The organism is Paracoccus sp. SCSIO 75233, assembly GCF_027912675.1.
In the GTDB taxonomy this organism is placed as follows: domain Bacteria; phylum Pseudomonadota; class Alphaproteobacteria; order Rhodobacterales; family Rhodobacteraceae; genus Paracoccus.
Genome location: NZ_CP115757.1, coordinates 2,285,453 through 2,302,489 on the forward strand (window position 1 = coordinate 2,285,453; position 17,037 = coordinate 2,302,489).

Annotated in this window: 18 protein-coding genes; 12 read left to right on the forward strand and 6 right to left on the reverse strand. The window is 62.8% G+C overall.

Translation table 11 applies throughout. The features are described from left to right. Positions 1 to 11 precede the first annotated feature (11 nt). Positions 12 to 455, reverse strand: a complete 444-nt coding sequence (locus PAF12_RS11085; protein WP_271106998.1) for a MarR family winged helix-turn-helix transcriptional regulator — start codon at positions 453 to 455, stop codon at positions 12 to 14. 74 nt (positions 456 to 529) lie between these two features. On the opposite strand from PAF12_RS11085, the gene PAF12_RS11090 reads away from it, so the two are divergent. From PAF12_RS11090 to PAF12_RS11140, 11 genes are all read left to right on the forward strand, one after another. Further along, positions 530 to 979 (forward strand): hypothetical protein, encoded by a 450-nt coding sequence (locus PAF12_RS11090; protein ID WP_271106999.1) that lies wholly within the window; start codon positions 530 to 532, stop codon positions 977 to 979. Between the two features lie 119 nt (positions 980 to 1,098). After that, positions 1,099 to 1,548 carry a D-aminoacyl-tRNA deacylase gene (gene dtd, locus PAF12_RS11095; RefSeq protein ID WP_271107000.1) on the forward strand — a complete coding sequence of 150 codons (450 nt, stop codon included), beginning with the start codon at positions 1,099 to 1,101 and terminating at the stop codon, positions 1,546 to 1,548. 414 nt (positions 1,549 to 1,962) lie between these two features. Continuing rightward, on the forward strand, positions 1,963 to 3,204 hold the full coding sequence (locus tag PAF12_RS11100) for a DEAD/DEAH box helicase (protein ID WP_271109693.1): 1,242 nt from the start codon (positions 1,963 to 1,965) through the stop codon (positions 3,202 to 3,204). A 116-nt stretch (positions 3,205 to 3,320) separates the two neighbouring features. Further along, complete coding sequence (locus PAF12_RS11105) at positions 3,321 to 3,893, forward strand: thymidine kinase (RefSeq protein WP_271107001.1); 573 nt, start codon at positions 3,321 to 3,323, stop codon at positions 3,891 to 3,893. Positions 3,894 to 3,974: 81 nt separating this feature from the next. Beyond that, positions 3,975 to 4,649, forward strand: coding sequence for a DUF2270 domain-containing protein (locus tag PAF12_RS11110; RefSeq protein ID WP_271107002.1), 675 nt, complete (start codon positions 3,975 to 3,977; stop codon positions 4,647 to 4,649). 136 nt (positions 4,650 to 4,785) lie between these two features. Continuing rightward, positions 4,786 to 5,928, forward strand: coding sequence for a D-alanyl-D-alanine carboxypeptidase family protein (locus tag PAF12_RS11115; protein ID WP_271107003.1), 1,143 nt, complete (start codon positions 4,786 to 4,788; stop codon positions 5,926 to 5,928). A gap of 7 nt (positions 5,929 to 5,935) precedes the next feature. Continuing rightward, positions 5,936 to 6,673, forward strand: a complete 738-nt coding sequence (gene tmk / locus PAF12_RS11120; RefSeq protein ID WP_271107004.1) for a dTMP kinase — start codon at positions 5,936 to 5,938, stop codon at positions 6,671 to 6,673. Continuing rightward, the gene (locus PAF12_RS11125) at positions 6,670 to 7,764 is read left to right on the forward strand and encodes a DNA polymerase III subunit delta' (protein WP_271107006.1); all 1,095 of its coding nucleotides are present in this window, start codon (positions 6,670 to 6,672) and stop codon (positions 7,762 to 7,764) included. The genes tmk and PAF12_RS11125 overlap by 4 nt, the downstream gene beginning before the upstream one ends. A gap of 3 nt (positions 7,765 to 7,767) precedes the next feature. Further along, positions 7,768 to 8,574 carry a TatD family hydrolase gene (locus PAF12_RS11130; protein ID WP_271107007.1) on the forward strand — a complete coding sequence of 269 codons (807 nt, stop codon included), beginning with the start codon at positions 7,768 to 7,770 and terminating at the stop codon, positions 8,572 to 8,574. Beyond that, a complete protein-coding gene (locus PAF12_RS11135) occupies positions 8,571 to 9,374 on the forward strand; it encodes an MBL fold metallo-hydrolase (protein WP_271107008.1) in 804 nt (267 codons plus the stop codon). The genes PAF12_RS11130 and PAF12_RS11135 overlap by 4 nt, the downstream gene beginning before the upstream one ends. Further along, the gene (locus tag PAF12_RS11140) at positions 9,371 to 10,312 is read left to right on the forward strand and encodes an AEC family transporter (protein WP_271107009.1); all 942 of its coding nucleotides are present in this window, start codon (positions 9,371 to 9,373) and stop codon (positions 10,310 to 10,312) included. Before PAF12_RS11135 ends, PAF12_RS11140 begins: the two co-directional genes overlap by 4 nt. A gap of 186 nt (positions 10,313 to 10,498) precedes the next feature. On the opposite strand, the gene PAF12_RS11145 is transcribed toward PAF12_RS11140, so the two are convergent. The 4 genes from PAF12_RS11145 to PAF12_RS11160 are packed head-to-tail and all read right to left on the reverse strand — an operon-like array spanning position 10,499 to position 14,868. Then, positions 10,499 to 11,425 (reverse strand): electron transfer flavoprotein subunit alpha/FixB family protein, encoded by a 927-nt coding sequence (locus PAF12_RS11145; protein ID WP_271107010.1) that lies wholly within the window; start codon positions 11,423 to 11,425, stop codon positions 10,499 to 10,501. Further along, a complete protein-coding gene (locus PAF12_RS11150; protein ID WP_271107011.1) occupies positions 11,425 to 12,183 on the reverse strand; it encodes an electron transfer flavoprotein subunit beta/FixA family protein in 759 nt (252 codons plus the stop codon). The genes PAF12_RS11145 and PAF12_RS11150 overlap by 1 nt, the downstream gene beginning before the upstream one ends. 13 nt (positions 12,184 to 12,196) lie before the next feature. Next, on the reverse strand, positions 12,197 to 13,804 hold the full coding sequence (locus tag PAF12_RS11155; protein ID WP_271107012.1) for an AMP-binding protein: 1,608 nt from the start codon (positions 13,802 to 13,804) through the stop codon (positions 12,197 to 12,199). Continuing rightward, positions 13,804 to 14,868 (reverse strand): thiolase family protein, encoded by a 1,065-nt coding sequence (locus PAF12_RS11160; protein ID WP_271107014.1) that lies wholly within the window; start codon positions 14,866 to 14,868, stop codon positions 13,804 to 13,806. Before PAF12_RS11160 ends, PAF12_RS11155 begins: the two co-directional genes overlap by 1 nt. Before the next feature lie 85 nt (positions 14,869 to 14,953). Here PAF12_RS11160 and PAF12_RS11165 point away from each other — a divergent pair. Beyond that, positions 14,954 to 16,317, forward strand: a protein-coding gene (locus PAF12_RS11165; RefSeq protein WP_271106531.1) for an IS3 family transposase whose coding sequence is annotated in 2 segments (ribosomal slippage) — positions 14,954 to 15,301 and positions 15,304 to 16,317 — 1,362 coding nt in all. Because the reading frame shifts where the segments join, the coding sequence is not laid out codon by codon here. A 30-nt stretch (positions 16,318 to 16,347) separates the two neighbouring features. On the opposite strand, the gene PAF12_RS11170 is transcribed toward PAF12_RS11165, so the two are convergent. After that, entirely contained in the window at positions 16,348 to 17,037 is a 690-nt protein-coding gene (locus tag PAF12_RS11170; RefSeq protein WP_271107016.1) for a TRAP transporter large permease subunit, read from the reverse strand.

Here is a 17,037-nt window from a genome sequence, read left to right on the forward strand (position 1 = left end):
CAAGGCCCGGACTATTTCAACGGATTGCCCTCAGCCGCCCCCGCAATCACCCGACGCATCAGCGACATCAAAAGCTGCCGCTCCTGCGGATCAAGCCCCGCCAGAGCGGCATCATTCACCGCCATCGCCGCCGCGACCGCCGGTTCCTGCAAACCCCGCGCGTGATCCGTCAGCCATATACGCTGCGCACGCCCGTCATTCGGGTCTTTCTTCCGAATCACCAGCCCGTCCCGCGCCATCCGGTTCAGCGTATTGGCCATCGTCGCCTGTTCTATATCCAGCCGCTTCACCAGATCCCTCTGCGTCAGCCCATCCTGATCCCATAGCTCCAGCAGCGCCGGAAACGTCCCCGTGCTCAGCCCCAGGGGCTTGATCCGCGACGACAATCCCTGCGCGAATATCCGCGCCATGTGATTGACCAGATACCCCGCCGACTCCTCTTTCACGAATTCCATATCGCCTCATTGCATAGCATGCTATGTTAATATATAGCTTGCTATTAAATAAGCCGATCCAAGGAGGAAAGACAATGCCCAAGCTGATCCATCCCATTGCCGGAAGCATCGCCCTCGCAACGATCCTGAGCTTTTGGCTGTCCACCGTGCTTGCCGAAATATTCCTGCCGAAACCCGCAATCATCGCCGTCAAAACCGCCATTCCCTGGGGTTTTCTGATCCTGATCCCGTCGCTGATCGCCACCGGGGCAACGGGTTTCCGCATGAGTGGAAAATGGCGCGGCAAGCTGATCTCGGCCAAGAAGCGCCGCATGCCGGTCATCGCCGCCAATGGCCTGCTGATCCTGATCCCCTCGGCGCTTTACCTCTCGGCCAAGGCGCGGTCGGGCGATTTCGACACAGGCTTTTACGCCGTCCAACTGATCGAGCTGGTCGCGGGTGCCGTCAATATCACCCTGCTCAGCCTCAACATGCGCGACGGGCTGCGCATGACCGGAAAGCTGCGGCGTCGCGTGCCGTGCTGATCATTGCCGAAAACCCCAGGCCGACACCTGACCCGGATCGCGACCCTGCTGTCGCACCCGTGCATCGCGCACGAAACCACCTTATAGCGGACATCGTGAAAACAGACTGAAGGATTCCCATGCGCGCCCTGATCCAGCGAGTCACCGAAGCCTCCGTCAGCGTCGACGGCCAGATCATCGGTCAGACCGGCCCCGGCCTGATGATCCTCGTCTGCGCCATGCAGGGCGACGACGAAACCGCGGCAGAAAAACTCGCCGCACGAATTGCGAAGCTGCGGATTTTCCGGGACGACGCGGGAAAGATGAACCGCTCCCTTGCCGATACCGGGGGCGGCGCGCTCGTGGTCAGCCAGTTCACCCTTGCCGCCGATACGAAATCGGGCAACCGCCCCGGCTTTTCCGCCGCCGCGCCGCCCGATCAGGGACGATTTCTGTATGAACTTTTCGCCGCCGCTCTCCGCGCGCTCGGCCCGCACGTCGAAACAGGTGAGTTCGGGGCGGAAATGAAGGTCTCGCTGGTCAATGACGGCCCTGTCACCATCTGGATGGACAGCGCCGATCGCGGTTGACAGCTTGTCACGACGATCTGTGTACGCCCGGTGTACGCCCGGTGTACGCGCGGTGTACGCAGATTAACCGCTTGACTTTCGGCGCGGCAGGGCCCATCTGCCACCCAACCCCGTTCCGCGTGCTGCCGCGTGTGCAGCCAGTCGCGCCGGGATTTCGACAGGTTCCCACCGACACGCAGGGGCACCGTCGGGCCACCCGTATCACGGCCCGCACCCCTCTCGCGGCAGATGCCGCACGCCGCGCCCGATACGGGTGCGCGGAATATGTAAGTGTTTGAAATGAATACCGAAAAACGCCGCCCTCGTCGCGGCCAGAAGCCCCGCCCGCAATCGCATCGCGGCCCCCGCCCCGATGACGTGAACCGCCGCCGCGCCCCCGCGCGCGAGCCGGTCCCGACCGGGCCTTTCGCGGATATGGGCATCGACCCGCGCATCAACGCCAATCTCGGCCCGCTCGGCCTGACCGAGCCAACCCCGATTCAGGCACAGTCCATCCCCAAAACCGTCAACGGCCGCGACATCCTCGGCCTAGCCCAGACCGGCTCCGGCAAGACCGCCGCATTCAGCCTGCCGATGCTGACGCGCCTTCTCGAACATGGCCGCAAACCGGAGCCCGGCACCTGCCGCGCCCTGATCCTCGCGCCCACGCGAGAGCTTGCCACGCAGATTGCAGAGGCCGTGGACGGCTTCGCGCAAGGCACCCCGATCCGCAGTTTCCGCGTTGTCGGCGGCGCCTCGATCAACGTGCAAATGCAGCGTATTTCGCGCGGTATCGACGTGCTGATCGCCACGCCGGGCCGGCTGATCGACCTGATGGACCGCAAGGCTGTCGACCTGTCGAAAACCGAATATCTGGTGCTGGACGAGGCCGATCAGATGCTGGATATCGGCTTCATCCACGCCCTACGCCGGATCGCCAAAACCCTGCCCGCACAGCGTCAGACGCTGCTGTTTTCCGCCACCATGCCGAAGCTGATGGAGGAGCTTGCCGGGACCTATCTCAACGACCCGGTCCGCGTTCAGGTCAACCCGCCCGGACAGGCAGCCGAGAAAATCGATCAGGGCGTGCATTTCGTCAATCAGGGCGATAAGGCGACGCTTCTGGCAGAATATCTGGCGAAGCATCCGCGCGAATTAGCGATTGTTTTCGGGCGCACCAAATACGGCTCTGAGAAGCTGGCGAAGCTGCTGGAGAAATGGGGCTTCGATGTGGTCGCCATTCACGGCAACAAGTCGCAGGGGCAGCGTGAACGCGCGCTTTCGGCCTTCCGTGACGAAAAGGCTAAGGTGCTGGTTGCGACCGATGTCGCGGCCCGTGGCCTCGATATCCCGCAGGTCGCGCATGTCTATAACTTCGACCTTCCGAATGTGCCGGAGAACTATGTCCACCGGATCGGCCGGACCGCCCGCGCGGGTCGTGATGGCCGAGCGGTTGCCTTCTGCGCGCCGGGTGAAATCGGCGAGCTGCGCGGTATTGAAAAGGCGATGAAGGCGCAAATCCCGGTGATCGGCGGCGAAGCACCGGCAGAGGAACGCCCGGCACCGCGCCGCCGGGGACGCGGCCCCCAGAAACCCCGTCAGGGTGGCGAAGCCGCGCCGAACAAACGCCCCGCCCGCAGGCCATCACGCCGCCCGAGAAGCCAGCAAAACGCGTAACATCGCAACGGGGGGCCGCAGACTGTCTGTTTCTGCGGCCCTTCCTTTGAGCGGCGGACAGGACCGCCCATATTCGGCATACTTGATAGGCTAAGCCGGGGACGTTATCCGGTCGCATGGCCAAGCTGTATTTCCACTATTCCACCATGAATGCGGGCAAAAGCACGCTGCTCCTTCAGGCGTCCTACAACTACCGCGAGCGGGGGATGGAAACGCTGCTGCTGCTTGCCGCGCTCGACACGCGGGCGGGGGCGGGGCGGATCGGGTCGCGCATCGGGATTTCGGCGGAGGCGACGGCGTTTGACCCGCAGCAGGACCTGTTCGCCCTGATCGAGGCTGACCCCCGTGAACTCGCCTGTGTGTTCATCGACGAGGCCCAGTTCCTGACCCGCGATCAGGTCTGGCAGCTTGCCCGCGTGGCAGATGATCTGGGAATCCCGGTCATGGCTTACGGATTGCGCGTGGATTTCCGGGGCGAGTTATTCCCCGGCTCCGCCGCGCTACTGGCGCTGGCGGATGACCTGCGGGAGGTACGCACGATCTGCCATTGCGGGCGCAAGGCAACGATGGTGATCCGGCGCGGCGCGGATGGTGTCGCCGTGACCGATGGCGCGCAGGTGCAGGTCGGCGGGAACGAAACCTATGTCTCGCTCTGCCGCCGCCATTGGCGCGAAGCGGTCGGGAAATAGCCGAGACGTCTAAAACGCCCGCCAACTTATGCTTGCCGGATAGGCTTTTGCCTGCCAGCCTGCACAAAGGGGAGGCAGGACATGGACGGCGCGACCAAAACACGCAAGAAGCTGGACCCGGCGGAGATCGGGGCAATTGCCCATCTTTACCGGGGCGAGGTCTACCGCTCGACCATCTGGCGCACGCGGCTCGATACGACGACGAACTGGTCGGTCGTCACGCTGGGGGTGGCGCTGTCGATCACCTATTCCTCGCCGCAGGCATCGCCATTGCCGCTAGTACTGGTCGGGATTCTCATCATCTTCTTCCTGATGCTGGAGGCGCGGCGCTATCGTTATTTCAATGTCTGGCGGGCGCGCTGCCGCTGGATGGAGCTGCATTTCTACGCACCGATGCTGAAGGAAGGCGATCTGCATCTGGAGGAGCATTGGCAGGACCGGCTGGCCGATGACTACCTGCATCCGCATTATCACGTCAGCATGTGGACGGCGATCGGGCGGCGGATCCGGCGGAATTACTTCTGGATTCTGCTGATCCAGTCGGCGGCGTATCTGGGCAAGTTGATCGTACACCCGACGCCGCTGGACTCGACGGCGCAGCTCTTCGAGCGGGCGGCAATCGGCCCCTTCCCCGGCTGGCTGATCCTGCTGATCGGGGGCAGCTATTGCCTGACATGGGGTGCAATTGCCCTGATGAGCGAGCTTGCAGACACCCGCCGCGCGAGGGCCCGCAGCGATCCGCTGGGGATGGGATAGCGCGCAGCCAGCAATTGCAGCGGTTTCAGGCGCGGGATTATGGCAGCCCGAATTCGCAGCAGTCGTTGCGACGGGCGGCATCATGGGGTAGCTATAAACCAAAATATAATCTTGTTTCTGACACAGGCAAATTCTCATGCGCGCAGCCCTGATCGCCGTTCTCACCCTGCTCTTGCCGCTTCAGGCGCTGGCATTCGACACCAATGCCCGGACGGCATGGGTTTATGACGTCGGCACCGGCACTGTCCTTCTGGAAAAAAACGCCGACCGGGCCATACCGCCAGCATCCATGTCGAAGCTTATGACGGTTTACATGCTGTTCGAGGCGGTAAGCGATGGCCGGCTTCAGATGGACACCCGCCTGCCGGTGTCGACCAAGGCACGGGAAATGGCCGGATCGACCATGTTCCTGAACGAGCAGGACCGCCCCACGGTCGAGGAGCTTATCAAGGGCATCATCGTGCTGTCGGGCAACGACGCCTGCGTGGTCGTGGCCGAGGGGCTGGCCGGGACGGAGGAGGCTTTCGCCCGGCAGATGAACGAGAAGGCGAAATCGCTGGGCATGAACAACTCCAATTTCGCGAACAGCTCCGGCTGGCCGCATCCCGATCACGTCATGAGCGCGCATGATCTGGGCATTCTGGCCGAACATCTGATCGACGACTTCCCGGAGCTTTATAAATTTTTCGCACTCAAGGAGTTCCGCTTCGATGACCGCGCACCTGCCAACCGTTTTAACCGCAACCCGCTGCTGGCTCTCGGTATCGGCGCGGACGGGCTGAAAACCGGCCACACGGAGGAAGCGGGATACGGGCTGGTCGGCTCGGCCGTGCAGGGCGAGCGGCGGGTGATCTTCGTCGTGACCGGGCTGGCGACGGAGCAGGCCCGCGCCGAGGAGGCAGAGCGGATCGCCGCCTGGGCCTTTCGCGACTTCACCATGAAGGAGGTCGTGCCGCAGGGCGAAACCGTCGCCTCCGCCCCCGTCTGGCTGGGGGCGAAATCCAGCGTGGCGCTGACCACGCAGAACGGGCTGAACGTGCTGATGCCGGTCGGCGCGGAATCGGGCGTAACGGCAGAGGCGGTTTATTCCGGCCCCCTCTCCGCGCCGATCACTGCGGGCGACCGGCTGGGCATGTTGCAGATCGAAATCCCCGGCGTCGGCCCGGCCAATGTCCCGCTGATCGCGGCGGAGGATGTGGCGAAGGCGGGTTTCTTCGGGCGGATGCGCAGCGCCGCGATGCGTCTGGGCGGCGAGGCCTGGCAGGCAGCGCGGCAGTAAGGCTGGCATGTTCATCAGTTTCGAGGGGATCGACGGCAGCGGCAAGTCCACCCAGTCCCGCCTTCTCGCCGAGGCGTTGCGGGCCGAGGGGCATGACGTCGTGCTGACCCGCGAGCCGGGCGGTTCCGACGGGGCGGAGGCAATCCGGCGATTGCTGGTCGAAGGCGGTGCCGAACGCTGGTCCGCCGAAACTGAGCTTCTGCTGTTCAATGCCGCCCGTCGCGATCACCTTGAACGCACGATCAGGCCCGCGCTTGCGCGCGGCGCGATTGTGATCACAGACCGTTTCGCTGACTCGACCCGCGTTTATCAGGGCGCGACGCGTGGCGACCTGAAGGATAAGGTCGAGGCGCTGCATGAAATGATGATCGGCATTGAACCGGATCGGACCTTTATTGTCGACGTAACATTGAACATTGCCGCAAAGCGGCTACTGCAACGCGCGTCGTCGGCGTTTGCGGAAGCCGCTGCGGCATCTGCAGCGGCGGCGGCGGCAGCGGAGAAAGTCTCTGACGCTGCACAACAGGCATCACTTGCAGCAGGACATGCCGCGGAAGCGGCAAGATATGCCGAGCTTTCGGAAGTAGAGCTCGAAGATCGGTTTGAATCGATGGGCGCTCAGTTTCAGCGACAGCTACAAGATGGATTTCGAGAGTTGGCACACGCCAATTCGGCCCGCGTCCGGATCATCGACGGCAGCGGCACCGCCGAGCAGGTCGCGGCGCGCGTCCGGGCCGCGCTATGAGCAGCGACGAAGCCCCCGAATCCGACCGCGTTCCCGGCGCGCCGCACCCGCGCCATAGCCCGACGATTATTGGTCAGGATCACGCGGTCGCAGATTTTCTGGGTGCCGTCGACGCGAAGCGGCTGCATCACGCATGGCTGATCACCGGCCCACGAGGCGTCGGCAAGGCGACGCTGGCCTGGCAGATCGGGCGCTGGCTGCTGGCGGACGGGGATGCGAAATCCCTGACAGCCCCGCCCGATGACCCGGTGGCACGTCGGATGGCTGCACTGTCAGAGCCAAGACTGCATCTGGTCCGGCGTGGCTTCGATCAGAAGACCGGCAGATTGCGGGCGGAAATCGGGGTGGATGATATCCGCGCGCTTCTGTCCTTCTTTCATCTGAGCGCCGCAGAGGGCGGACGGCGGGTGGCCATTGTCGATGCAGCGGACGAGCTGAATGGTGCCGCGTCGAACGCGCTTCTGAAGATACTCGAAGAACCGCCCGCAGGCGGGGTGATCCTGCTGATCGCCCATCAGCCTGCCCGATTGCTGCCGACCATCCGTTCGCGCTGTCGAGAGTTGCGGCTTGCACCGTTACCGCCCGAGGAGATGCAACGGGTTTTCGCAGCGCTTGAAATTGACGGGGATGCGCAGGCCTTGGCCGCGCTTTCCGGCGGATCGGCGGGGGAGGCTCTGCGGCTGGCGGGACAGGACGGGTTGGAAGCCTATGCCAATATTGTCGCCCTGTTCGCCACGCTGCCACGTTTCGACAGGACAAAGGCACGCGCCCTGGCCGAGGCCGCAGGGGCGCGCGCGACTGCCGATGGCGACCCGTTCGATCTGACGGTCACTCTGCTGGACCGCTTCCTGACCCGTCTTGCCCGCGCCGGGCTGATGGGCGCGCCGGTGCCGGAGGCCGTGCCGGGTGAGGCTGAACTGATGGCCCGCCTCTGCCCGGACGCCGATGCAGCGCGCATCTGGGCTGGTGCGCAGGCGGAGCTTTCGGCGCGGGCCAGAACCGGGCGGGCAGTCAATCTTGACCCTGCCGCGCTTGTGATGGATATGCTGACCCAACTTGCCGGGCAGGCCCCGGCGCACACGAAAGCCTGACCGATGCCTTTTCCCGATGCCGGCGAGGCGGTCCCGATCGTGGACAGCCACTGCCATCTCGACTTTCCGAATTTCGACGGGGATCGCGACGATCTGATCGCCCGTGCGCGGTCGGCGGGTGTGACCCGGATGGTCACGATCTGCACCAAGCTGCGCGCCGAGCCGCAGGTTCGCGCGATTGCCGAAGCGCATGACGGGGTGTTTTACGCCGCCGGGACCCACCCGATGAGCGTGGCGGATGAACCGATGGCAACGGTCGATGATCTGGTCGCGCTGGCCGCACATCCGAAATTTGTCGGCATCGGTGAGACCGGGCTGGATTATCACTACACAGCGGAATCGGCAGCGGCGCAGCAGGAGAGCCTGCGCATCCATATCGAGGCCGCGCGCCGCACCCGCCTGCCACTGATCATTCACGCCCGCGACGCCGATGAGGATATGGCGCGGATCCTGACCGAAGAACACCGCGCGGGTGCATATGGCTGTGTCATGCATTGCTTCTCGTCCGGTGCGGGGCTGGCACAAGCGGCGCTCAATCTCGGGTTTTACCTGTCGATGTCGGGGATCGCGGCATTTCCACGCTCGTCCGAGCTGCGGGAGATTTTCACAGCGGCCCCGCTGGATCGCATTCTGGTGGAAACCGACGCGCCCTATCTCGCCCCGCCCCCACACCGGGGAAAACGAAACGAGCCTGCATTCGTGACCCGCACTGCCGCGAAGGGTGCGGAGGTTTTTGGGCTTTCCTACGCCGAATTCGCTGCCCAGACATCGGCGAATTTTGACCGGCTGTTCACGAAGGCCGCGGCATGATCCGCGTCACCATCCTCGGCTGCGGGTCCTCCGGGGGGGTACCACGGATCGGCGGCAATTGGGGCGCATGCGATCCGGCAAACCCGAAGAACCGCCGCCGCCGCTGCTCCATCCTGATTGACCGGATCGGGCCCAAGGGCAAGACGCGGATACTGATCGACACCGGCCCCGATCTGGTGCCGCAGCTTCTCGGCACCGATGTGGTGACGCTGGACGCCGTGATCTGGACGCACCCCCATGCCGATCATATCCACGGCATCGACGACCTGCGCCAGTTGGCCTATAACGCGCGCGCTCGGGTACAGGGATATGCCGACACACCGACCACACAGGCGCTGCGCGACAGGTTCGACTATATCTTCGCCTCGCCGCCGGGATCGAACTATCCGCCAATCTGCGACCTTCATCCGTTCGAGGAAACGATGACATTTGACGGCGCGGGCGGTCCGGTGATAATCGAACCGTTCGAGGTGCCGCATGGCGAAATCGTGGCCCTTGGGGTCAAGATCACGACATCCGGCGGCGGCATCGTCTATCTTCCGGATGTGCAGACCATCCCGGAAGCTGCGTGGCGGATCATCGGCACGCCGGAGGTCTTCATCTGCGACGCGCTGCGCCACGATCCGCATCCCAGCCACGCCCATCTGGCCCAGACGCTCGAATGGATTGAGCGGTCGGGTACGCCGCGCGGCGTGCTGACCAATATGCATATCGACATGGATTACGCCGCGACCGATGCCGAAACACCGGGCCACATTACCCCGGCCTATGACGGCATGGTGATCGAGGCACAGCCGTGAGCACGCTGTTCGACGTCGTCCTGCCAGTGTTTCTGGTGGTCGGCTTCGGTTATCTGGTTGCGTGGCGGGGCCTGTTTTCAGAGGCTGCCGTCGATGGCGTCATGCGGTTTGCTCAGAATTTTGCTGTGCCGGTTCTGCTGTTTCAATCCATCGCCAAGCTCGACCTGTCGGCGGAATTCAACCTGCCAATGCTGGCGGCATTCTATATCGGGGCGTTTTCTTCTTTCACGGTCGGCGCACTGGGCGCGCGATGGATCGGGCGACCGCCGGAGGATTCGGTTGCCATCGGGTTCATCTGCCTGTTTTCAAACTCGCTTCTTCTCGGCGTACCGATCACCGAAAATGCCTATGGCAGCGGGGCTCTGGCGGGAAACTGGACCATCATCGCGATACATTCGCCCTTGCTCTACACCTTCGGCATCACGGTGATGGAGTTCACCCGCGCCCGCGGGCAGAACCTGTCCATTGGCCGTGTCGCCTTGCGTGCGATGACCGGGGTTATTCGCACGCCGCTGGTCATCGGCATTCTGGCGGGCGCTGTCATGAACCTGCTGCGGCAGGCCGGGCTGGTACTGCCATCAGGATTCTGGGATGCGGTCGGGATGATGGCACGGGCCGCCCTGCCATCAGCGCTGTTCGCCCTTGGAGGGGTGCTTTACCGCTACAAGCCAGAGGGCGACAGCCGCGCGATCTTCATGTGCTGCTCCGCCTCGCTGGTCCTGCATCCGGTCATCACCTACGGGCTGGGACAGATCTTCGGGTTGGAGATCGCGGCACTCCGTTCGTCCGTCATGACAGCGGCGATGGCGCCGGGGGTGAACGCCTATCTGTTCGCCTCGATTTACGGCGTCGGCAAGCGGGTCGCGGCATCGTCTGTCCTGATCGCGACGGCGCTGTCGATCCTGACGATCTCGCTGTGGCTTGAGGTATTGCCTTGATTTTGTGATCGGTGAAGTGACGGCGCCCCCACAAGTCCACCGTTTGGGATTGGATGTCGCGGAATCGCGGACATGCTGGAATTGCGTGGACCGTATAGACCTCAGCATCGTAGACGCAGCGAAAACCAGCATCTCCTGAGCTTTGGCACCGCGCGGTTCATGGATATTTAGGCCAGGCTGAAAGGCTCACAACTTTTCGGTCAGTTCCGGGACGATGTTGAACAGGTCGCCGACGAGGCCGTAATCGGCGATCTGGAAGATCGGGGCTTCCTCGTCCTTGTTGATCGCCACGATGACCTTCGAATCCTTCATCCCCGCAAGGTGCTGGATCGCGCCGGAGATGCCGATGGCGATGTAAAGCTCCGGCGCGACCACCTTGCCGGTCTGGCCGACCTGCCAGTCATTCGGGGCGAAGCCTGAATCGACCGCCGCGCGGCTGGCACCGACGGCAGCGCCGAGCTTGTCGGCGAGCGCCTCGATGATGGCGAAGTTCTCTTCCGAGCCGACGCCGCGACCGCCGGAGACCACGCGGCCCGCCGAGGTCAGTTCGGGGCGGTCGCTTTCGGCCACCTCATCCGAGACCCAGGCAGACAGCGCCGGGTCCGGGCCGATCGCCTGATCGGTGACGGATGCAGAGCCGCCCGCGCCTGCCGCATCGAAGCTGGCGGTGCGCACGGTCAGCACCTTCTTGGCGTCCTTCGACTTCACCGTCTGGATGGCATTCCCGGCATAGACCGGACGCTTGAACGTGTCGGCATCGACCACCTCGGAGACATCCGAGATCACCATGACGTCCAGCAAAGCCGCCACGCGCGGCATGATGTTCTTGGCATCGGTCGTCGCAGGGACCGCGATATGGTCGTAATCGCCCGCCAACTCGACCAGCAGCGCGGCGGTCGGTTCGGCCAGACGGTGACCATAGAGCGCATCCTCGGCGACCAGCACCTTGGCCACGCCGTCGATCTTCGCGGCTTCCTCAGCGGCAGCCTTGGCCGACGATCCGGCACAGAGCACCGTCACATCGCCCAGACCCTTCAGCGCATTGACCGCCTTGCCCGTGGCATCCGCGTTGAGTTCCCCATTGGTGACTTCACCCAGCAGCAGAACAGCCATCACACAACCCCCGCTTCTTTCAGTTTCGAGACAAGCTCGTCGACATCGCCGACGATGATCCCGGCCTTGCGGCCCTCGGGTTCGGCGGTGTGGGTAATCTCCAGCCGCGGGGTCACGTCCACGCCGTAATCCGCCGCCGTCTTTTCATCGAGCGGCTTCTTCTTCGCCTTCATGATGTTCGGCAGCGAGGCATAGCGCGGTTCGTTCAGCCGCAGATCCGCCGTCACGATGGCGGGCAGTTTCACCTCGATGGTCTGCAACCCGCCATCGACCTCGCGGGTGACCTTGGCCGCATCGCCTGCAATCTCCAGCTTGGACGCGAATGTCGCCTGACCCCAGCCGAGCAGGGCTGCCAGCATCTGGCCGGTCGCGTTCATGTCGTTGTCGATGGCCTGTTTCCCGGCGATGACCAGCTTCGGCTGTTCCGCGTCGATCACCGCTTTCAGGATCTTCGCGACCGCCAGCGGCTCGATATCCTGATGCACATCATCCGCCGCGACCACCAGAATGGCCCGGTCTGCGCCCATGGCCAGCGCCGTGCGCAGCGTCTCCTGCGCCTGCTTGACGCCGATCGAGACCACCACGACCTCTTCCGCCGTCCCCGCCTCCTTCAGACGGATCGCCTCTTCCACGGCAATCTCGTCAAACGGGTTCATCGACATCTTCACATTCGCAAGATCAACACCGGAGCCGTCAGATTTAACCTTCGGCTTCACATTATAGTCAATCACGCGCTTAACCGGCACGAGGATGTTCATGGAGGCCTCCTTTTCATAAGGGACGGTTTGGTTTGACGCCTGCATATCGATCTGGCAGGTCGCGGCGCAGTAATTTTCCGCTGGTTGTCCGTGGGAGGTGATCGATAAAGCGGATATCGCGGGGTATCTTGAAAGCAGCGAGTTCTGCCCGGCAACACGCCTCAAGCTGTGAACGGGTGTCATCATTCGCAGCAATGCCATCCTCAAGCGCCACCAGCGCCACGAGGCGTTCGCCCAGATCGTCATCGGGAATACCGGTCACAGCTGCATCCTTCACGAATGGATGTCCGGCCAGAATACCCTCAACCTCGGCGGGATAGATATTGACACCGCCGGAGATGACGACGTCGCCGCGTCTTGACGCCAGAAACAGCCACCCATCTTCGTCAAGGTAGCCGAGATCGCCAACCGTGATCAGCTCACCATGATGAGCATCCGCCGTCTTGCCCGGATCATTGAGATATTCAAAGCCGCCATGCGGGCGGAAATAGACCGTCCCGATAACCCCCGCCGGCAGTTCTTTTCCATCGGGATCGAGGATATGTATCGAGGTGCCGTCCAGCGCGCAGCCGACCGTTCCGGGTCGTTCGAGCCATTCGCTTGATGTGACAGCGGCGGTCGAGCCCTCTGTTGCGCCGTAGAATTCATTGACGATCGGCCCGAACCATTCGATTGCAGCATGCTTGATCCCGACCGGACAGGGGGCGCCGCCGTGGACAACCGCCTCAAGCGACGACAGATCATGACTGCCCCGTAACTCTGGGGAAAGCCGCAACCAGCGGCCGATTATCGTCGGAACAGTGAAAACGGTCGTGACACGGTAGCGTGCGATCAGTGCGAGTTGTTCCTCTGCCGAAGGACGTTCGGCGACGACCACCGTATGCCCGAAATGCAGCGCAGTCATTGCCTGACGTCCCGGTGCCGCATGGTAAAGCGGCAAGGCCGCAAGATGGACACCGGCCCCGGGATGCATGCCAAGACGGCCGAAGAAATTGATGAGCGGCGCGCCGACGCCGGGCGGCCCTTTGCGCAGCGGTTTGCGTACGGCCTTCGGAACGCCCGTCGTTCCGGATGTATAGCCCATGAATTCGCCACGCACGCCAGAGGGCGGCGCTTCGGTCGGCAAGCCAGCGTGGAACGCGGAATATGACCTGACCGATCCCCCGTCGCCATCTAGGACAATCACCTGTTCGGGTTTCAGGCCCAGATCCCGGATCACGCCGCCGATCCCGTCCAGAAGCGTTGCATCGACGAAAAAGCAACGCGCCTGACTGTCGGTGAGAACATGGGCAAGTTCGCGGCTGGTAAGCTGGGCACTGACGGGAACGAAATAGAGGCCGCTCTGCTCTGCCGCCAGCCGCAGTTCGAAATATTCGCGGCGGTTCGGGATCATGGCGAGGATCCGGTCGCCGGTCTGCAGCCCTTCCCGCGCAAAGGCGTTCGACAGCTGGTTGACCCTGTCACGCAACTCGCCAAATGTCATGCTGCCCCGGGCGGGTTCGACAATGGCCAGACGCGCGGGATCCTGTGCGGCGACATCGCCAAAAAATGGCATCGCCGCCGCAGGGCGGGCCGGAGAGGTCGGCGGCTCTGGCCCGTTGGAGGTGATGATATCGATCATCACCCTACTGCCAGGTTTTCGTAAATCGTCGCGTTTGCCATGCCTCCGCCCTCGCACATGGTTTGCAGACCGTAACGGATTCCATCCCGCGCCATCCGGTGGATCAGGGTGGTAGTCAGTCGCGCCCCCGAGCCGCCCAGCGGATGACCAAGCGCAATCGCACCACCCGTGGAATTCACCAGAGCGGGATCGGCATTTGTTTCGTGCAACCAAGCGCCGACGACACTGGCAAAGGCTTCGTTCACCTCGAACGCACCGATGTCATTCATGACCAGACCGGCCTTTTTCAGCACCTGCTGGGTCGCCCGGATCGGCCCGTCCAGCATGATCACCGGCTCACTGCCGATGATCGTCGCCGCGCGGACCCGGACCAGCGGCGTCAGCCCAAGTTTCTTCGCCTTTTCGGCGGACATCATCAGCACTGCCGCCGAGCCATCGGAGATCTGGGAGGAGTTGGCCGCAGTCACCACCCCCTCCGGATCGAAGGCCGGGTTCAGCGTCGCCAGCTTTTCCACGTTGGAGCCACGCCGGATGCCCTCATCTTTTGACAGGACCGCGCCTTCGGGATTCGTGATAGGGGTAATTTCGGCCTCAAACAGCCCGTCATCCTCAGCCCGTGCTGCACGTTCATGGGATTTGACGCTGTATTCATCCAGCCATTGTCGCGACAGGTCGTATTTCCGGGCCAGCATCTCGGCGCTTTTGCCTTGATTGAACTGAATGCCCTCATAGCGCTCCTGAATACGGGGGCTGTTCGGATCGCCCAGATTGACCCGGCGCGCTGACCCCATCGGGATCCGGCTCATGCTTTCCACGCCGCCAGCGACGACGATATCGGCCTGTCCCGAGCCGATCACTGCCGCAGCAAAATGGATCGCCTGCTGGCTGGAGCCGCATTGCCGTTCAATGGTCGTACCCGGCACATGCTCGGGCCAGCCAGCGGCAAGCACCGAATTGCGCCCGATATTACCGGCCTGTTCGCCGACCTGACCGACACATCCCCAGATCACGTCTTCAACCATTGCCGGGTCGAGATCGGCTTTCCGGGCCAATGCATTCAGCACTGTCCCCCGTCAGCGGCTATGGCACAGATTTGAGGTTGTGATTTAAGGAGGATTTGGGCTTCGTCGTAGTGACGAAGGAACGAAGATGAAGCCCAAATCCTCCAATTCAAAATCGCCGACCAAGCCCCCTGCAGATCGGGTGGTCAAGGACATCCGGCGTCAGACCCGCCGCCACTTCTCGGCCGAAGACAAGATCCGCATCGTGCTTGAAGGTCTTCGCGGTGACGACAGTATCGCCGAGTTGTGCCGCAAAGAGGGCATCGCGCAGAGTCTGTACTACAGCTGGTCCAAGGAGTTCATGGAAGCCGGCAAACGCCGCCTGGCCGGGGACACCGCCCGTGCGGCGACCTCCGGTGACGTGCAGGACTTGCGCCGCGAAGCCCGTGCGCTGAAGGAGTGCGTGGCGGACCTGACGCTGGAAAACCGCTTGCTTAAAAAAAGCATGATCGCGGATGGGGGCGACGACGAATGAGGTATCCCGCATCCGAGAAGCTGGAGATCATCCGTATCGTCGAGCAGTCGCACCTGCCGGCCAGGCGGACGCTGGACCAGCTCGGCATTGCCCGCCGGACCTTCTACCGCTGGTATGACCGCTACCGGGAAGGTGGGCCGGAAGCGCTGGAGGATCGCCCTTCGGCACCGAACCGGGTGTGGAACCGCATTGGCGAGGACATCCAGGACCAGATCGTCGAGATGGCGTTGGAGGCGACCGACCTCAGCCCACGCGAACTGGCCGTGCGCTTCACCGACGAGAAACACTACTTCGTGTCGGAAGCCACGGTCTACCGGTTGCTCAAGGCCCATGACCTGATCACCAGCCCAGCCTATACGGTAATCAAGGCGGCCGATCAGTTCCACACCAAGACCACGCGGCCGAATGAGATGTGGCAGACCGACTTCACCTACTTCAAGATCATCGGGTGGGGCTGGATGTACCTCTCGACGGTGCTTGACGACTTCTCGCGCTACATCATCGCCTGGAAGCTATGCACCAACATGCGGGCCGAGGACGTGACCGACACGCTGGACCTCGCGCTCGCCGCCTCGGGCTGCGACAGCGCCACCGTTCTACACAAACCCAGGCTGCTATCGGACAATGGCCCCAGCTACATCGCGGGCGAGCTGGCCGAATACATCGAGTCCAACAAGATGAGCCATGTGCGCGGCGCGCCGTGCCACCCGCAGACCCAGGGCAAGATCGAGCGCTGGCACCAGACCCTGAAGAACCGCATCCTGTTGGAGAACTACTTCCTGCCCGGCGACCTCGAGTCCCAGATCGAGGCCTTCGTCGAGCACTACAACAACCAGCGTTACCACGAGAGCCTGGCCAACGTGACGCCTGCCGATGTCTACTTCGGCAGGGCACAGGCCATCATCAAACAGCGCGAAAGGATCAAACGAAAAACCATCGAATATCGGCGCTTGCAGCACCGCAAGCTCACAGCCTAACATCAAATCCCAGACGAGGCCCGCTCTCCGCTAGTCTACGCCCCAATCTGCGCCAAATGTTCTGACGACGGACAGTGCGAAGCGCACACGCATCGGGAGAGATTTGGTTCTCGGGGCAGAATCGGGATAGATTGTGACTAAAATTCCAACTGTCGCCATGATTGTAAGCATAACGAGGAAGCCTGGAATGACTCCGGCTACGAACAGCTTGGCGATTGAGACTTCTGCCATAAAACCATAGACGATGAGACCGACCGATGGCGGTATAAGCATTGCGAGTGTCCCGGAAATTGCAACGACGCCTCCGGCAAGCTTAGGCTCGTAGCCCTGCCTAAGCATTGAGGGAATGGTAGACGCCGAGAGGGTCGCGGCGGCACCGGTAGAACTGCCGCAGATGGCTGCAAAGCCAGCTCCGGCCACCGCGGTCGCCATGGCGAGTCCACCCCTGATGCGGCTCAGCCATGCGGCGGCTGTCTTGAACATATCTTCGGCGATCCCGCTTAGCAGAACCAGTTCCGCCATCACCAGGAACATTGGGATCGTAATCAGTTCGTAAACCGAAACGGTCGCAAGCGGTGTGGTATCCAAGATGCCGAAAAGAAAGGGTGTACTACCTGCTAGGTAGAGCCCGACAGCTCCGGCGATACCCATACTGAAGGCGACCGGAATGCCCAGGACCAAAAGAAAGAGCATCAGCGCAGTAATTGTGAAAACAAGCAT

Bases quoted from the DNA above. Each gene is read 5' to 3' on its own strand.
- PAF12_RS11170 (WP_271107016.1), bottom strand. From the start codon at position 17,037: ATGCTTGTTTTCACAATTACTGCGCTGATGCTCTTTCTTTTGGTCCTG.
- PAF12_RS11115 (WP_271107003.1), top strand. From the start codon at position 4,786: ATGCGCGCAGCCCTGATCGCCGTTCTCACCCTGCTCTTGCCGCTTCAG.
- PAF12_RS11135 (WP_271107008.1), top strand. From the start codon at position 8,571: ATGATCCGCGTCACCATCCTCGGCTGCGGGTCCTCCGGGGGGGTACCA.
- PAF12_RS11090 (WP_271106999.1), top strand. From the start codon at position 530: ATGCCCAAGCTGATCCATCCCATTGCCGGAAGCATCGCCCTCGCAACG.
- PAF12_RS11130 (WP_271107007.1), top strand. From the start codon at position 7,768: ATGCCTTTTCCCGATGCCGGCGAGGCGGTCCCGATCGTGGACAGCCAC.
- PAF12_RS11110 (WP_271107002.1), top strand. From the start codon at position 3,975: ATGGACGGCGCGACCAAAACACGCAAGAAGCTGGACCCGGCGGAGATC.
- PAF12_RS11150 (WP_271107011.1), bottom strand. From the start codon at position 12,183: ATGAACATCCTCGTGCCGGTTAAGCGCGTGATTGACTATAATGTGAAG.
- PAF12_RS11105 (WP_271107001.1), top strand. From the start codon at position 3,321: ATGGCCAAGCTGTATTTCCACTATTCCACCATGAATGCGGGCAAAAGC.
- tmk (WP_271107004.1), top strand. From the start codon at position 5,936: ATGTTCATCAGTTTCGAGGGGATCGACGGCAGCGGCAAGTCCACCCAG.
- PAF12_RS11145 (WP_271107010.1), bottom strand. From the start codon at position 11,425: ATGGCTGTTCTGCTGCTGGGTGAAGTCACCAATGGGGAACTCAACGCG.
- dtd (WP_271107000.1), top strand. From the start codon at position 1,099: ATGCGCGCCCTGATCCAGCGAGTCACCGAAGCCTCCGTCAGCGTCGAC.
- PAF12_RS11125 (WP_271107006.1), top strand. From the start codon at position 6,670: ATGAGCAGCGACGAAGCCCCCGAATCCGACCGCGTTCCCGGCGCGCCG.
- PAF12_RS11155 (WP_271107012.1), bottom strand. From the start codon at position 13,804: ATGATCGATATCATCACCTCCAACGGGCCAGAGCCGCCGACCTCTCCG.
- PAF12_RS11100 (WP_271109693.1), top strand. From the start codon at position 1,963: ATGGGCATCGACCCGCGCATCAACGCCAATCTCGGCCCGCTCGGCCTG.
- PAF12_RS11085 (WP_271106998.1), bottom strand. From the start codon at position 455: ATGGAATTCGTGAAAGAGGAGTCGGCGGGGTATCTGGTCAATCACATG.